This window comes from Deltaproteobacteria bacterium, assembly GCA_005879795.1.
Lineage (GTDB): Bacteria > Desulfobacterota > Binatia > DP-6 > DP-6 > DP-6.
Window position 1 is genome coordinate 1 of sequence record VBKJ01000154.1, and the last position, 13,182, is coordinate 13,182.

The following is a 13,182-nucleotide window of genomic DNA, read 5'->3' on the forward strand; positions in this document are numbered from 1 at the left end:
GACGAGGCCGTTGCGCTCATGAACGACACCGACTACGGCCTGACGGCCGCCGTCTATACGCCCGACCGCGCGCGCGCCGAGCGCCTGCTCGCGCGGGTGAACACCGGGACGGCCTACTGGAACTGCTGCGACCGCGTGAGCCCCCGGCTCCCGTGGACGGGGCGGGGCGCCTCGGGACTCGGGGTGACGCTCGCGCGCGAGGGGATCGCTGCCTTCGTGCGCCCGAAGGCGTGGCACCTGCGCGGCGGCTGAGGTCAGCCTGCCGGCCCCAGCCGACCCCCGCGGCCGGCGGACGAGGAGGCACAGGCAAAGCCTCGCCGCGCGAGGTCCGACCGTGCTATACGGCGCCGCGATCCGGCCCCCAGGGATGGGACGATGAAGCGACCGTCGCCACGACGTCCACTGCTCGGTACGCTCGACGCCTGGCTCCTCGCCACCGGCGCCGCGCTCGCCGCGGAGGCGGAGACGGTCGGCAGGGTGATGACGCTGCCGGAGCGGCCCGGGCCTCACTGGTTCTGGCTGAGCGACATCATCCTCCACCGCACGGCCCTCTTCGACGCCGACACGGGGGGGCTCCTCGGCACGATCAGCTCCGGCACCGCCGGGGTCGGCTTCGTCATCGCGCCGCTCTTCTCGCCCGATCACCGCGAGATATACCTCGCGGAGACGTACTACGCGCGCGGCGTGCGCGGGCAGCGGACGGACGTGGTCACCGTCTACGACGCCGCCACGCTGAAGCCGCTCGGCGACGAGATCGAGATACCGGCGCACCGCGCCGAGTACTTCCCCGGCACCGCGGCGAACGCGCTCTCCGACGACGGGCGGTTCATGGCCGTCTTCAACCTGACACCCCAGACCTCGGTCTCGATCGTGGATGTGCAGGCGCGGCGGTTCACGAGCGAGATCGCCACCCCGGGGTGCAGTCTCGTCTACGCTGCCGGCGCTCGCCGCTTCCTCATGCTGTGCGGCAACGGCGCCGCGCTCAGCGTGACGCTGAACGACGAGGGAGGGGAGGCGGGGCTCGAGCGCAGCGAGCCGTTCTTCGATCCCCAGAAGGACCCGGTCACCGAGAAGGCGGTGCGCCGGGGCAACGAGTGGCTGTTCGTGTCCTTCGAGGGCGTGGTGCACCCCGTGGACGTCGGTGGCGAGAAGCCGCGCTTCGGGGAGACCTGGTCGCTGGTCGACGAGGCCGACCGCCGCGCCTCGTGGCGGATCGGCGGCGGCCAGCACCTGGCCGTGCATACGGCCTCCGCCCGGCTCTACGCCCTCATGCACCAGGGTGGCCCCGACACGCACAAGGAGCCGGGGAGCGAGGTGTGGGTCTACGATCTCGCGACGCGCCGGCGCGTGCAGCGCATCCCGGTGCTGAACCCGCTGGTGAGCTTCATCGGCCAGCAGGCCGGGAGCGGCGGCTTGACGCGCTGGCTGCTCACCAGGGTCCTCCCCAACACGGGCGTCGAGCGTATCCTCGTCACCCAGGACGAGCACCCGGTGCTCGTCGCCTCGGCGTCGCTGCCTCCCACGGTCACCGTCCACGACGCCATGACCGGCGCCGTGGTCCGCGAGGTCTCCGAGCCGGGCCTCGCCGGGAGCCTCCTCTTCTCGCCCTGAGATGGACCCCGTCGTCGACCTGACGCTGCGGACGGCGCTCGCGCTCCTGTTCTTCGTCGCCGCGGGCCACAAGTTGCGCGACCCGGGCCGCTTCCGGGCGACGGTCGCCGAGTATCGCCTCGTTCCTGACCGCTTCGCGCCGCCCGCCGCGGCTCTCCTGGTCGCGGTGGAAGCAGCGGCGGCCGGCGCGCTCCTCGTCCCGGGGGTGCGGGCGGCGGGCCTCCTCGCCGCCGCGGCCCTCCTCGTCGTCTACGGCGCGGCGATCGCGATCAACCTGGCGCGCGGCCGGTGGGACATCGACTGCGGCTGCGCGGGCCCCGCCGTCCGCCGGCCGATCGGCGGCTGGCTGGTGGCGCGCAACGCCGTGCTCGCGGCCGCGGCGCTCGCCGGGCTCGCGCCCGTGCACCCGCGCGCGCTCCTCTGGGTGGACGCGGTCACCGTGGCGGGGGCGACGGCGGCGCTCGCCGCCTGCTATGCCTCGCTCGACCGCGTGATCGCCTACGCGCCCCGGCTGGCCCGCCTGCGAGGTGAGGCATGACAGAGGCGCTCCTCGTCTCGAACGCGGTCCTGTGGGTGCTCGTGGTCCTCCTCGCGTGCGTGGTGGCGGCGCTCGCGCGCCAGATCGGCGTGCTCCACGAGCGCGTGGCACCCGCCGGCGCGCTCATGGTGGGAAAGGGCCCCGCGGTCGGGGAACCGGCGCCGGTCGTGAGCGCCCCGGACCTCGCCGGGACGGTGCGCGACGTCGGAGGGCCCAGCGCCGAGGGACGGAGCACGCTCCTCTTCTTCCTCTCGCCGACCTGCCCCGTCTGCAAGGCGCTCCTCCCGATGCTGCGCTCGATCGCGCGCCGCGAGCGCGACTGGCTCGGGATCGTGCTTGCCAGCGACGGCCCGCGCGACGAGCACGAGGCGTTCGTGCGCGCCGAGCGGCTCGAGGCGTTCCCGTACCTCCTCTCGCCGGCGCTCGGCATCACCTACCGGGTGGGGAAGCTGCCCTACGCGGTGCTGCTCGACGCGGCGGGCGTCGTCCGCTCGCGCGGGCTCGTCAACACGCGCGAGCACCTCGAGAGCCTGTTCGAGGCCAAGGAGCGCGGCGTGGCGTCGATCCAGGATTTCCTCCGCGGCGCAGAGGAGGACCGCAGGGGGGCGGTGCGACGATGACGGACGGACGCCCCTGGCTCGACCGCCTCTGCGAACGCGCCGCGCGCCAGCTCGCGCGCCGGACGTCCCGCCGGAGCTTCTTGACGCGGCTCGGGACCGCGCTCGCCGGGACGGCGGCGCTGCCGCTGCTGCCGGTCGCGCGCGCAGCGAGCGAATCGTCCCCGTCCGTGCCCGACGACGCGGCGCTGCCCGGTGAGGCGGGCGACCCGAAGAGCTGCCACTACTGGCGGCACTGCGCGATCGACGGCTTCCTCTGCGCCTGCTGCGGCGGCTCGCAGAACGCCTGCCCGCCGGGGACGGAGATGTCGCCCCTCACGTGGATCGGCACCTGCCGCAACCCCGGCGACGGGAAGGACTACATCATCTCGTACAACGACTGCTGCGGGCAGACGCTCTGCATGCGCTGCCGGTGCACGCGCACCGAGGGCGAGCGGCCCCTCTACCTCACCATGAAGAACAACGACCTGCTGTGGTGTTTCGGCACCCAGAGCCGGGCGGTGAACTGCTCGGTGGCTGTCGTCCTCGGTGTGGCGACCCGGTCGTAGGCGCGCGCGGTGCGCGGCCGCCGCGCTCCTCGTGCTGGCGCCGGGCATGGCGGCCGCCCAGGGCACGAGCGGGCCCGCGCTCGACTACGCCGTCACCTGCCAGGGCTGCCACCGCGCCGACGGCGCCGGCACGCCGGGAACGGTGCCGCCCCTCGCCGGCTCCGTGGGCAGGTTCCTCGGCGTGCCGGGCGGGCGGGAGTTCCTGGTGCGGGTTCCGGGCGTCGCCCAGGCGCCGCTCGACGACGCCGCCCTCGCGGCCGTGCTCAACTGGATGCTCGCGCGGTTCGGCCGGGACGACGTGCCGAAGGGCTTCGTCCCCTACACGGCGGAGGAGGTCGGCCGGCTGCGCGGGCGCCCGCTCACCGACGTGGCCGGGGCGCGGCGACAGCTCGCCCGGGCGATCGAGCGGGCGAAGCAGGCCGGGGAGCGTGCGCGTCGCTAGACGAGGGAGGCCTCGCCTGCGGCCGGGTACGAGATCAGGCTCTCCCCCGGCCGCTCGAGGGCCAGGAAGAGCAGGAGGTAATCGCGCAGGTGGCGCGTCAGGAGGAAGTTCCAGCGCACGTGCTCGCGCCCGTTCTCGCCCAGGCGGCGCGCGAAGTCGGGCGCGTTCAGCAGCTGCTTGATCCAGTAGGCGGTGCCCTCGATCGTGTGCGTGAGGATGCCCGAGTACTTGTGGGTGATCTGCAGCGGGATGCCGCCGACCGCTCCCGCGATCACCGGCTTCCCCTTCCACAGCGCCTCGGCCACGGTGAGGCCGAAGCCCTCGCGCAGGGACTTCTGCACGATCACGGTCGAAGCGCGCTGCAGGGCGTTGATCTCGAGGTTGGCGGTCGGCGGCAGCTCGACCACGTGGACGTCGGGATCGCTGCCGGCGCGCTCCCGGCACTCGGCGAGCACCCGTGAGCCCTCGGGATCGTCGGTCGCGGCGCCGCCCACCAGGAGGAGCTGGCAGTCGTTGTAGCGCCGGACGAGGCGGTAGGCGTCGATGACGCCGAGCGGGTCCTTCAAGCGGTCGAAGCGAGAAACCTGCGTCACCAGCGGCCGGGCCGGATCGATGCCGAGACCCTTCACCACCGACTCGACGCTGGCGGCGTCGAGATCGCGGTTCTTGTCGGCGAGCGGGTCGATCGACGGGCTGATCAGGACCTGGTCGATGGGGAGGGCCCGGGTGAACTGCGGCGCTGAGAACACCGCCGCGTCGTAGCGCTCGACCCAGGGCCGCAGGAACTCCCAGGCGTCCGGGGCGGGAGCCGAAAGATCGATGTGGCACCTCCAGATCCAACGCGAGCCCGGCCGGCGGGCCCCGACCAGCTGCACGGGCTGCGGATCGTGCACGAAGACGAGGTCGTTGCACAGATCGAGCGTGCGGAGGTTCTCCTCGGTCGTCTCGCGGAAGACGTCGACATCCTGGGGCGTCACGCCCAGCGGCTCCCCGTGCAACGCATTGTGGAGCTTCTTCGTCACCGCGAAGAACGCGTCGCCGCCGCGGATCACGTCCCAGCGCGCATCCATCCCGACCTCGCGCAGGAGCGGGACGAGCCGGTTCAGGATCTCGGCGACCCCGCCCCCGATCGCCGTCGAGTTGATGTTCTGCAGCGTTCGTCCGCGCAGGCGGTCGCCCAGGAGACGGAGCTCCTCGATGGTGCCGGTGCCCACGAACGGGGCGTACGCGTCGAGGGTGGGGGTCATGGCTCGAGCCGCGACCGCAGGCGCTGCGTGACCATCCCGATCAGCCGGTGGCGCAGGCCGTCTGCGGTGTACGAGTAGGGGTCGACCCCGCGCACCGCCACCGCCAGCTCCCGCTCGCCGAGGGCACCCTCGAGCCAGCTCGAGAAGTCGTTGTCCTGCACGCCATCGCGCAGCCGGGACTCGAACAGGTGATAGGCGATCGAGGCGTTGCCCACGGTCGTGAGGGCCTCGGCGAACTCGGCCAGGCTGGCTGCGCGCTGGCGGATCGGCAGCACGAACGAGACCGCATCCATGAAGTGAAACTCTTCCCCGGCCGGCGCCGTGCGCAGCGCCTGGCGCGGCTCGAGGTAGTCTTCGATGACGGCCACGATGCGGTCGCGCAGCTCGCGCAGGTGCTCGAACCGCACGGTGTCGATGGCCACGAGGCGCTCGCCGAGCTCCTCCTCCTGCAGGACGTTGGTCACCCAGAAGGCAAAGTCGTTCGGCGGCTCGGGGGAGAGGTACTGGTGCTGGACCAGGAAGTGATGCGTGTGCTGGAAGACGACCGAGAGCGGCACCGCGCGCAGGTGCTCCACGAGCTCGGCGAGGTCCACGGCGCGGCGGCCGGTCAGCTTGGTGAGGGTGAGCCGCGTCCAGAACTGAAACACCCGGTCGGCGACGGGGCCGTTCATCGATTTCATGCGGCAGCCTCCGCCACGATCGCGGCGAGCAGGCGCCGCGCCGCCGTGACGTTCGCGATCCGGACCTGGGCCCGGCTCGGCCCGGGCCCGACGTGAATGGTGATCGCCTCCGGCGGCAACGCGGCGAACAGGTCCTCGTCCGTCGGATCGTTCCCGAGCCCGGCGATCGTCGTGTCCGGCGGCATCTCCGCCACCAGCGGCGCCGCGACAATCCCCTTGTGGATCCCGTGGGGGCGCACCTCGATCATCTTGTCCCCGGCGACGATCTCCACGGGCAGGTTGCTGAGCAGCTCCGTGAGGTGCAGCCGGAGCTCGTTTGCCTGCACCGCGCCGAACTCCGGGTCCGCCATCCGGTAGTGCCAGGCCAGCGAGACGGTCTTGTGCTCGACGAGAGATCCGGGCGTCCTGGCCGCAGCCTGCTCGAGGATGGCGAGCGCCCGCTCGCGCCACTCCATCGGCGGCAGCGGTCGCTGTACCCAGGGCGCGCCGTTCGCCGGCCGCGACCAGAAGCCATGGTCGGCATGGAGGCCGATCGGGAGCCGGCCGAGCCAGCGGTCCAGGCTCTCGCGTGATCGCCCGCTGACCACGTGGACGTTGGTGCGCGGCCGCGCGGCGAGGGTGCGCAGCAGCTCGAGCAGGGCCTCGTCGGGAGTCGCGAGCTCGGGCACGCTGGCATGGGGCACGAGCGTGCCGTCGTAGTCGAGAAGCAGGAGGAGATGGGTCGCAGCCCGCAGCCGCTCGACCACCGCGGGCGGCGTGGCGGCCGGGGGGAGCGTGGCCCCCGCGTGCTCGCTGCCGCCGCTCGCCGTTTCCAGGGAGCCGAGGAACGAGCGGACCCAGTGCCCCACGTCATATGCAACCACCCGCCTCCTGAGCCCCAGCATCCGCGCGCGTCGCTCCTCCACCGGCAGCGTGAGCGCATTGTAGTAGATCTCGGACGTGCGGTCCACGTCGTAGGGGTTTACCTGAAGGGCCTCGGCGAGCTCCGCAGAGGCGCCGGCGAACTCGCTCAGCACGAGGACGCCGTCCTCGTCCGTGCGCGTAGCGATGAACTCCTTCGCCACCAGGTTCATGCCGTCCCGGAGCGGCGTGACCAGCATGACGTCCGCCGCACGGTAGAGCGTCACGAGCTCGCGCTCGGAGAGGCCTCGATAGATGTAGTGCACCGGGACCCAGCGCGCGGTCGCGAAGGCACCGTTCAACCGGCCCACCATCGCGTCCACGCTCTGCCGGAACCTCTGGTAGGCCTCGATGCGCGTGCGCGACGGGACCGCGACCTGGATCAGGCGAACGCGCTCGTGCAGCGAGGGACGGCGGCGGAGAAGGGTCTCGAAGGCCAGCAGACGCCGCGGGATGCCCTTCGTGTAATCGAGGCGGTCGACCGCCACGAGGATGGCACAGTCGCCGGAGCCGCGGAGCGCGCTCACCTCGCTCGCCACCTCGGGGTCGGCCGCCAGCCGGGCGAACCTCCCGGCGTCGATGCCCATCGGGAAGACCCCCAGGCGGACCGTGCGCTCTCCGACCTGCGCGCGGTCCACGTCGACGGCGATGCCGAGGATGCGCAGCAGAGACGCGGCGAAGTGCCGCATGTAGCCGGCGGTGTGGAAGCCCACCAGGTCGGCGCCCAGCATTCCCTCGAGCAGCCGCTCGCGGTCGGGCAGCGTGCGGAAGACCTCCGCGGCCGGGAAGGGGACGTGCAGGAAGAAGCCGATGCGCGCACCGGGCACGAGCTCGCGCACGAGCTGCGGCACGAGCATCAGGTGGTAGTCGTGCACCCAGACCAGGTCGCCCGGCTGGTGGTGGGCGGCGACCACCTCGGCGAAGCGCCGGTTCACGCGTTCGTACGTGTCCCAGTCCTCCACGTGCAGGGGCAGCTGGTCGATCAGGTAGTGGAGGAGCGGCCAGAGGACGCTGGTCGAGAAGCCCTCGTAGAAGCGCTTCACGTCGTCGGGATCGAGCCACACGGGAACGGCCCGATGGTCCGCGAGCTGGCGCGTGATGCGGCCGCGCTCGTCCTCGCTCAGGTCCTCCTCCGTGGAGCCCGGCCATCCGACCCAGAGGCTGCGCAGGTGCTCGTGCGGGCCGGCGAGGCCGGTGGCGAGCCCGCCCGTGCTCTGCGCGAAGCGCACCTCTCCGCGCTCGCGGGTCAGGCTGAGCGGGAGTCGGTTCGAGACGATGATGAGCCGACGCATGCCGTCCCATCCCCCCGGGCGGTCATCGCCTGCTCTGCTCCCAGCCGAGCGGGCCATGGTCCAGTGTCCTAAGACCATGGCCGGCGGCTCACGCGCAAGTCGTCGCGGACCGAGCTGACGCCCACCGCCGGCCCGGCAGTGCGAGAACGCTGGGCGCACGCGAGGTCTCGCTGCCCTGCTGTCACCACGCGCGCGGGCATTCGACGGGGGGCCGCGGGCCCACCGCGCACAGGGGGCCCGACGATTTGATCTTTGGGAAGGGAGGTTCGGGCCGACATCCGAGGCCCACGATGCGGGATTGTGTCGGGGTTGCGGGCGTGGACCTGGGACTCGGCCACGAACCTCCCTACGTCGCACCCGCTCCCGACGGTACGCGGGTGGTGCGCCATGGCGGAGCATGTTCCATGCCAGGAACGTTGCGCATGACACACGCGGATTCCGCGGCGTGGCCGGTAAGGATTTACAGTGAACTTCGTAGAATCGACCCTGGCCGGCGCGGGCGGTGAGAGGGCGCGCTCGACCGGACACCACACTAGAGAGCGGAGATGGTCTTGTATCGGTTCAGCTTGTTGTAGAGCGTCTTCAAGCTGATCCCGAGCGCCTTGGCCGTCTTCTCCTTGTTTCCGCCGTGCTCGTGCAGGGTGGCGAGGATGAGCCGGCGCTCCGCTTCGGCGAGCGGACAGCCGACCCTGAGCTGGACCATCCCGCCCGCGCCTGGCTCTTCCGCCTGCGGCCCGTTCGTGATCTGGGCGCGCAGCAACGGAAGGTGCCCGGGCGAGATCTCCTCGTCGGCGAGGATGAAGGCGCGGTGTACGGCATTCTTGAGCTCGCGCACGTTGCCCGGCCAGGAGTGTCCCCGCAGGAGCTCCAGCGCGGCGCGGCTGATCCCCTTCCGCGTCCCCTCGGCGGCGTTGAACTCGGCGAGGAACGCGCCGGCCAGCAACTCGACGTCCCCAGCGCGCTCGCGCAGCGCCGGCAGCCGGATGGGGAACACGCTCAGGCGATAGAGGAGGTCCTCGCGCAGCTTCCCGTCCGCCACCGCCTGCCCGGGCTCCCGGTTGGTCGCCGCCACGACGCGAACGTCGACCTTGAGCTCGGTCTCCCCGCCGACCCGCGCCACGATGCTTGTCTCGAGCACGCGCAGCAACCGCACCTGCAGCTCGATCGGCATCTCGCTGACCTCGTCGAGGAACAGCGTGCCGCCCTCGGCCCGCTCGAAGTAGCCCTTGTGAGTGCGTGCCGCACCGGTGAAGCTGCCCCGCTCGTGCCCGAAGAGCTCGCTCTCGATCAGCTGGGGCGACACCGCCGAGCAGTTGAGCGCGACGAACGGTCCCTTCCGCCGGCGGCTCAACCCGTGCAGCGTCTGCGCGACGAGCTCCTTGCCCGTGCCACTCTCGCCTTGCACCAGCACGGTCGCGTCCGTGGGCGCGACCCGTGCGATCATGTCGTAGACCGCCTGCATGGGCGGGGAGGATCCGATCAGCGGTCCGAAGTGACCGAGGCTGCGGAGCGTACCGCGTAGCGCCTGGATCTCCTCGCGCAGCTCGCGGCGGCGCACGACGTTCGCGAGCACGGATTTGAGCCGCGGAATGTCGACCGGCTTGGTCAGGTAGTCCGAGGCACCGCTGCGGAGCGCCTCGACCGCCGAATCGACGGTGGCGTGGCCGGTGATCAGGATGACCTCGGTGGCGCCATTCTGGATCTCGGGCAGGAGCTCCAGACCGCTGCCGTCCGGCAGCTTCAGATCCACCAGCGCCAGGTCCGGCGTGTGCTTGCTCAAGTACGCGCGCGCCTCGCCCAGGCTGCCGGCGCCCTCGACCGAGAACCCCTCCGCCCGTACCAGCTCGGTCAGTGCTGCCTGGAAGCTGGCGTCGTCATCGATGAGGAGCACGTCCGGCATCGGAGAACCTGGCTAGCCGTGGCTAGTCGGTAGCTGAGGGCGGGGTCCCGGGCAAGGGCCATAGCAACTCCCGCAAGACTTACAACCCTCCTGTAAGAGTTGCACGCCCATAGACCTGACCGAGGCGATCGGGGCTGTCAAAAGGGCGTGGCACGGAAGCTGCTTCCAACGCCCAGCAGCAGCCACTGCTGCGAGGGAGGTGCTCTATGAACGGCCATCCAGGCTCGAGATGTCGACGTGTATTTGGATTGGCTGGCCTCGCGGTGCTTGCCTGCATTCTGGCATTCACCTCGCCGGCCGGCGCCCAGACCGCGGCCCGCAAGTTCGGTCGCGGGCTGGCCGACATGACGACCGGCGTCCTGGAGCTCCCGGGCAACACTGTCGTCGAGGCGAAGAAGCACGGTGCGGCGGGAGTGCCCATCGGTGTCGCGAAGGGCCTCGGCATGATCGTCTCGCGGGAGCTGGTCGGGGCGTACGAGGTCGTGTCGGCGCCCTTCCCCGTGCCCCCGGGCTTCCGGCCGCCGATCCAGCCGGAATTCCCCTGGAGCTACTTCGAACAGGCGCCGCGCTCGGCCCGGAGCGAGCGGCGTACCCCCGCCCCGCGCGGGTAGCTGCGAGTCGGCAACGGGCGGAGGCGCGGCGTGGATCGCGCCTCCGCCCTTCACTCGCCGTGCGTGCCACCGGGGCTGTCGGCCGTCCACGCATCCCGTCCCTCGAGGCGCGCGATCAGCGCCGTCAGCTCGTCCGGGTCGGCCGGCTTGGGCACGTGCATGTCGTACCCCTCGGCCAGAGCCCGCGCGCGGACATCGACGCCCGTATAGCCGGTGAGGGCGATGGCGGGGACGTGCCCGCCTCGTTCCCGCCCCAAGCCCCGCACCTTGCGAATGAGCGCGTAGCCGTCCTCGTCCGGCATCCCGAGGTCGGAGATGAGGACGTCGGGCGGCTCCTGCTCGAGCGCCCGGAGTCCGTCCGCGGCGGTCCCGGTCGCGGTCACACGCGCGCCGCGCTGCCGGAGCAGCGCGCCGAGCGACTCGCGCGTGTTGACGTCGTCCTCCACGAGCAGCACGCGCACCCCTTCCAAGGTGTGCGCGGCGCGGGCCGCTTCACGGCGGCCTGCAGGTTGCCCTGACTTCCGGCCTGCCTCCAGCGGTCGGACCGGCAGCAGCGGGAGCCTGACGGCGAACGTCGCCCCTCGCCCCTCTCCCGGGCTGTCCGCGTAGACGCAGCCCCCGTGCATCTCCACCAGATGACGGACGATCGCCAGGCCGAGCCCGAGCCCCCCCTGCGCCCGCGTGGTCGACGCATCGGCCTGGCGAAAGCGCTCGAAGACGTGGGGCAGGAAGTCGGGCGCGATGCCCCGTCCCGTGTCCTTCACCGTGATCTGCGCCGACGAGTCGGCCCGCTCCAGCCGGACCTCGATGCGGCCACCCTTGGGCGTGAACTTGATCGCGTTGGAGAGGAGGTTCCACACGATCTGCCGCAAGCGAGCCTCGTCACCGGAGATCGGTGTCACCGGATCGTCGAGTACGGATTCGATCTGGATGGACTTCGCATCGGCCGCCGGGCGCACGGCCTCGATCGCCGCCTCGATCGTCGGCGCGAGATCGACCGACTCGACCTGGAGGCCGAGCTTGCCCGTGATGATGCGCGATACGTCCAGGATGTCCCCCACGATCCGCTCGAGCGCCCTCGCATCCTGCTCGATCATCTCGAGCGCGCGCGCCGTGGTCGGCTCGTCCAGCTGGCTCCCGCGCAGCAGGCGGGCCCAGAGGAGAATCGCACCGAGCGGCGTCCGGAGCTCGTGGGAGAGCGTCGCCAGGAACTCGTCCTTGACGCGGTTGGCGGTCTCCGCCTCGCGCCGCGCGTACTCCATGTCCACGAGCAGCCTGGCGCGCTCCTCCTCGGCGCGCTTGCGCTCGCTGACGTTGGTCATGAACCCACGGAGCTTCCGCATGCGCCCGCGGCGATCGCGGGCCACGTAGATCCGGTCGTGCATCCACACGATCGTCCCGTCCGCAGCAATCAGCCGGTATTCGAGCTCCTGGTCGCGCCCCTCCGCGATGGCCCCGCGGCAGAGCCCGACGGTGCGCTCCCGGTCGTCGGGATGGAGGACGCTCCGCCAGAACTGCGGCTCGGACGTCCAACGCTCGAGCGGGTAGCCGAGCAGCTTCTCCGCGCGTTGACTGACGAACGTGAACTGGCCCGTCTTCGGGCTCGCTTCCCACAGGATGGCGTCGAGCCCGTGCACGAGGTCGTGGAAGCGGCGCTTCGTGGCCTCGGCCTCGGCGCGGGCGGCGCGCTCGTGCGCGAGCGCCTCGGCCCGCTGCCGGTCGAGCGCCGCCAACACCTCGGCTCGCTGGCGCTCCTCCTCCGAGGCAGGCGCGTCCGCGATGATGAGCGCGACGTGCTCGGTGACCAGGCAGAGGAAGTCGCGGTAGTCTTCGTCGAGGGGACGGTGGGGGCTGATGCCGAGGACCAGGAACCCGCAGACGTGGCCCGGCCCCACCCGGGCGACCGGCAGCACCAGGGCGGACTCGGGAACGTCGCCCCACCGGCTCATCGGCAGCGCATCGACGCGCGCGCCCAGGTCGTCCATCCGCGCGACGCGACCCGTGCGCGCCACCTGCGCGAGCGGCCAGGCGGTGGAGCTGGTCTCCGTTTCCGCAAGCTCCACGGTCGGGGGGAGCACGCCGGGCGAGACGCCCGTCGTCCCGGCGAGCCGCGCGCGTCTCCCGTCCGCCTCGAGCAGATAGAGCAGCGCGAACGGAATGTCACCCGGGTTGGCGGCGAGCGTGCGGATGGCGCTCTCGCACGCCTGCTCGATCGTCCATGCCTCCGCCCCGCGTAGCGCGAGGTCGCGCAGGGTGCGCAACCGGCGCTCGCCCAGCACGTGTCGCGTGGTCTCGGCGGCGGTGGTGAAGACGCCTTGCACACGGCCCGTCTCGTCCCGGATGGGGCTGAACGACAGGGTGAAGTAGCCCTCCTCGCGACGCCCGTGCCGGTCGAGCGGAAGGAGCAGGTCGTCGGAGAAGGTCCCCTCGCCCCGCCACAGCGCGCGCTCGAGCATCGGTCCGATGACGCTCCAGACGTCGAGCCAGCACTCGCGTCCGGGTCGGCCCAGGGCGCGCGGGTGCTTCCGTGTGCCGAGCATCGGACGGCACGCGTCGTTGTAGAGCGTCACCAGCTCGGGCCCCCACCAGATCATCATGGGGACTTCCGAGTTGAGGCAGACGGCGAGGGCGCCGCACAGGCTCCAAGGCCAGCGTTCGAGCGGGCCGAGCGGCGTCGCCGACCAATCGACGGCGCGCATGAGCGCGCCCATCTCTCCGGCGAACAGTGTGTCCCCCCGGGGTCCCCACGCTGCCTGGGCGCGACCCATCCGTTCCGGCATCGTCTCCCAGCCGTGG

General features: G+C 71.8%; 12 protein-coding genes. 7 read left to right on the forward strand and 5 right to left on the reverse strand.

Annotation, left to right across the window (positions count from 1 at the left end; translation table 11 throughout):
* The 6 genes from E6J59_13160 to E6J59_13185 form a co-directional block, all read left to right on the forward strand.
* Nucleotides 1-252: aldehyde dehydrogenase family protein (locus tag E6J59_13160; GenBank protein ID TMB18941.1), on the forward strand; the 252-nt coding region annotated here is incomplete at its 5' end.
* A gap of 123 nt (nucleotides 253-375) precedes the next feature.
* Nucleotides 376-1,611, forward strand: a complete 1,236-nt coding sequence (locus tag E6J59_13165; GenBank protein TMB18942.1) for an amine dehydrogenase — start codon at nucleotides 376-378, stop codon at nucleotides 1,609-1,611.
* A gap of 1 nt (nucleotide 1,612) precedes the next feature.
* Nucleotides 1,613-2,149 (forward strand): methylamine utilization protein MauE, encoded by a 537-nt coding sequence (locus tag E6J59_13170; protein TMB18943.1) that lies wholly within the window; start codon nucleotides 1,613-1,615, stop codon nucleotides 2,147-2,149.
* The gene (gene mauD / locus E6J59_13175; protein TMB18944.1) at nucleotides 2,146-2,769 is read left to right on the forward strand and encodes a methylamine dehydrogenase accessory protein MauD; all 624 of its coding nucleotides are present in this window, start codon (nucleotides 2,146-2,148) and stop codon (nucleotides 2,767-2,769) included. The genes E6J59_13170 and mauD overlap by 4 nt, the downstream gene beginning before the upstream one ends.
* The gene (locus tag E6J59_13180) at nucleotides 2,766-3,314 is read left to right on the forward strand and encodes a methylamine dehydrogenase (amicyanin) light chain (protein TMB18945.1); all 549 of its coding nucleotides are present in this window, start codon (nucleotides 2,766-2,768) and stop codon (nucleotides 3,312-3,314) included. Before mauD ends, E6J59_13180 begins: the two co-directional genes overlap by 4 nt.
* A gap of 46 nt (nucleotides 3,315-3,360) precedes the next feature.
* Nucleotides 3,361-3,756 (forward strand): cytochrome c, encoded by a 396-nt coding sequence (locus E6J59_13185; protein ID TMB18946.1) that lies wholly within the window; start codon nucleotides 3,361-3,363, stop codon nucleotides 3,754-3,756.
* Here the strand turns inward: E6J59_13185 and E6J59_13190 are convergent.
* The 4 genes from E6J59_13190 to E6J59_13205 form a co-directional block, all read right to left on the reverse strand.
* Nucleotides 3,753-5,003 carry a glycosyltransferase gene (locus E6J59_13190; GenBank protein TMB18947.1) on the reverse strand — a complete coding sequence of 417 codons (1,251 nt, stop codon included), beginning with the start codon at nucleotides 5,001-5,003 and terminating at the stop codon, nucleotides 3,753-3,755. The genes E6J59_13185 and E6J59_13190 overlap by 4 nt on opposite strands.
* Nucleotides 5,000-5,683, reverse strand: coding sequence for a hypothetical protein (locus E6J59_13195; protein ID TMB18948.1), 684 nt, complete (start codon nucleotides 5,681-5,683; stop codon nucleotides 5,000-5,002). Before E6J59_13195 ends, E6J59_13190 begins: the two co-directional genes overlap by 4 nt.
* Entirely contained in the window at nucleotides 5,680-7,875 is a 2,196-nt protein-coding gene (locus E6J59_13200) for a bifunctional alpha,alpha-trehalose-phosphate synthase (UDP-forming)/trehalose-phosphatase (protein TMB18949.1), read from the reverse strand. The genes E6J59_13195 and E6J59_13200 overlap by 4 nt, the downstream gene beginning before the upstream one ends.
* A gap of 532 nt (nucleotides 7,876-8,407) precedes the next feature.
* Entirely contained in the window at nucleotides 8,408-9,775 is a 1,368-nt protein-coding gene (locus tag E6J59_13205) for a sigma-54-dependent Fis family transcriptional regulator (GenBank protein TMB18950.1), read from the reverse strand.
* Nucleotides 9,776-9,981: 206 nt separating this feature from the next.
* On the opposite strand from E6J59_13205, the gene E6J59_13210 reads away from it, so the two are divergent.
* A complete protein-coding gene (locus tag E6J59_13210; protein TMB18951.1) occupies nucleotides 9,982-10,386 on the forward strand; it encodes an exosortase system-associated protein, TIGR04073 family in 405 nt (134 codons plus the stop codon).
* 50 nt (nucleotides 10,387-10,436) lie between these two features.
* On the opposite strand, the gene E6J59_13215 is transcribed toward E6J59_13210, so the two are convergent.
* Nucleotides 10,437-13,166, reverse strand: a complete 2,730-nt coding sequence (locus E6J59_13215) for a response regulator (protein ID TMB18952.1) — start codon at nucleotides 13,164-13,166, stop codon at nucleotides 10,437-10,439.
* Nucleotides 13,167-13,182 lie beyond the last annotated feature (16 nt).

Bases quoted from the DNA above. Each gene is read 5' to 3' on its own strand.
- E6J59_13210 (TMB18951.1), top strand. From the start codon at position 9,982: ATGAACGGCCATCCAGGCTCGAGATGTCGACGTGTATTTGGATTGGCT.
- E6J59_13200 (TMB18949.1), bottom strand. From the start codon at position 7,875: ATGCGTCGGCTCATCATCGTCTCGAACCGACTCCCGCTCAGCCTGACC.
- mauD (TMB18944.1), top strand. From the start codon at position 2,146: ATGACAGAGGCGCTCCTCGTCTCGAACGCGGTCCTGTGGGTGCTCGTG.
- E6J59_13215 (TMB18952.1), bottom strand. From the start codon at position 13,166: ATGCCGGAACGGATGGGTCGCGCCCAGGCAGCGTGGGGACCCCGGGGG.
- E6J59_13170 (TMB18943.1), top strand. From the start codon at position 1,613: ATGGACCCCGTCGTCGACCTGACGCTGCGGACGGCGCTCGCGCTCCTG.
- E6J59_13190 (TMB18947.1), bottom strand. From the start codon at position 5,003: ATGACCCCCACCCTCGACGCGTACGCCCCGTTCGTGGGCACCGGCACC.
- E6J59_13205 (TMB18950.1), bottom strand. From the start codon at position 9,775: ATGCCGGACGTGCTCCTCATCGATGACGACGCCAGCTTCCAGGCAGCA.
- E6J59_13185 (TMB18946.1), top strand. From the start codon at position 3,361: ATGGCGGCCGCCCAGGGCACGAGCGGGCCCGCGCTCGACTACGCCGTC.
- E6J59_13195 (TMB18948.1), bottom strand. From the start codon at position 5,683: ATGAAATCGATGAACGGCCCCGTCGCCGACCGGGTGTTTCAGTTCTGG.
- E6J59_13180 (TMB18945.1), top strand. From the start codon at position 2,766: ATGACGGACGGACGCCCCTGGCTCGACCGCCTCTGCGAACGCGCCGCG.
- E6J59_13165 (TMB18942.1), top strand. From the start codon at position 376: ATGAAGCGACCGTCGCCACGACGTCCACTGCTCGGTACGCTCGACGCC.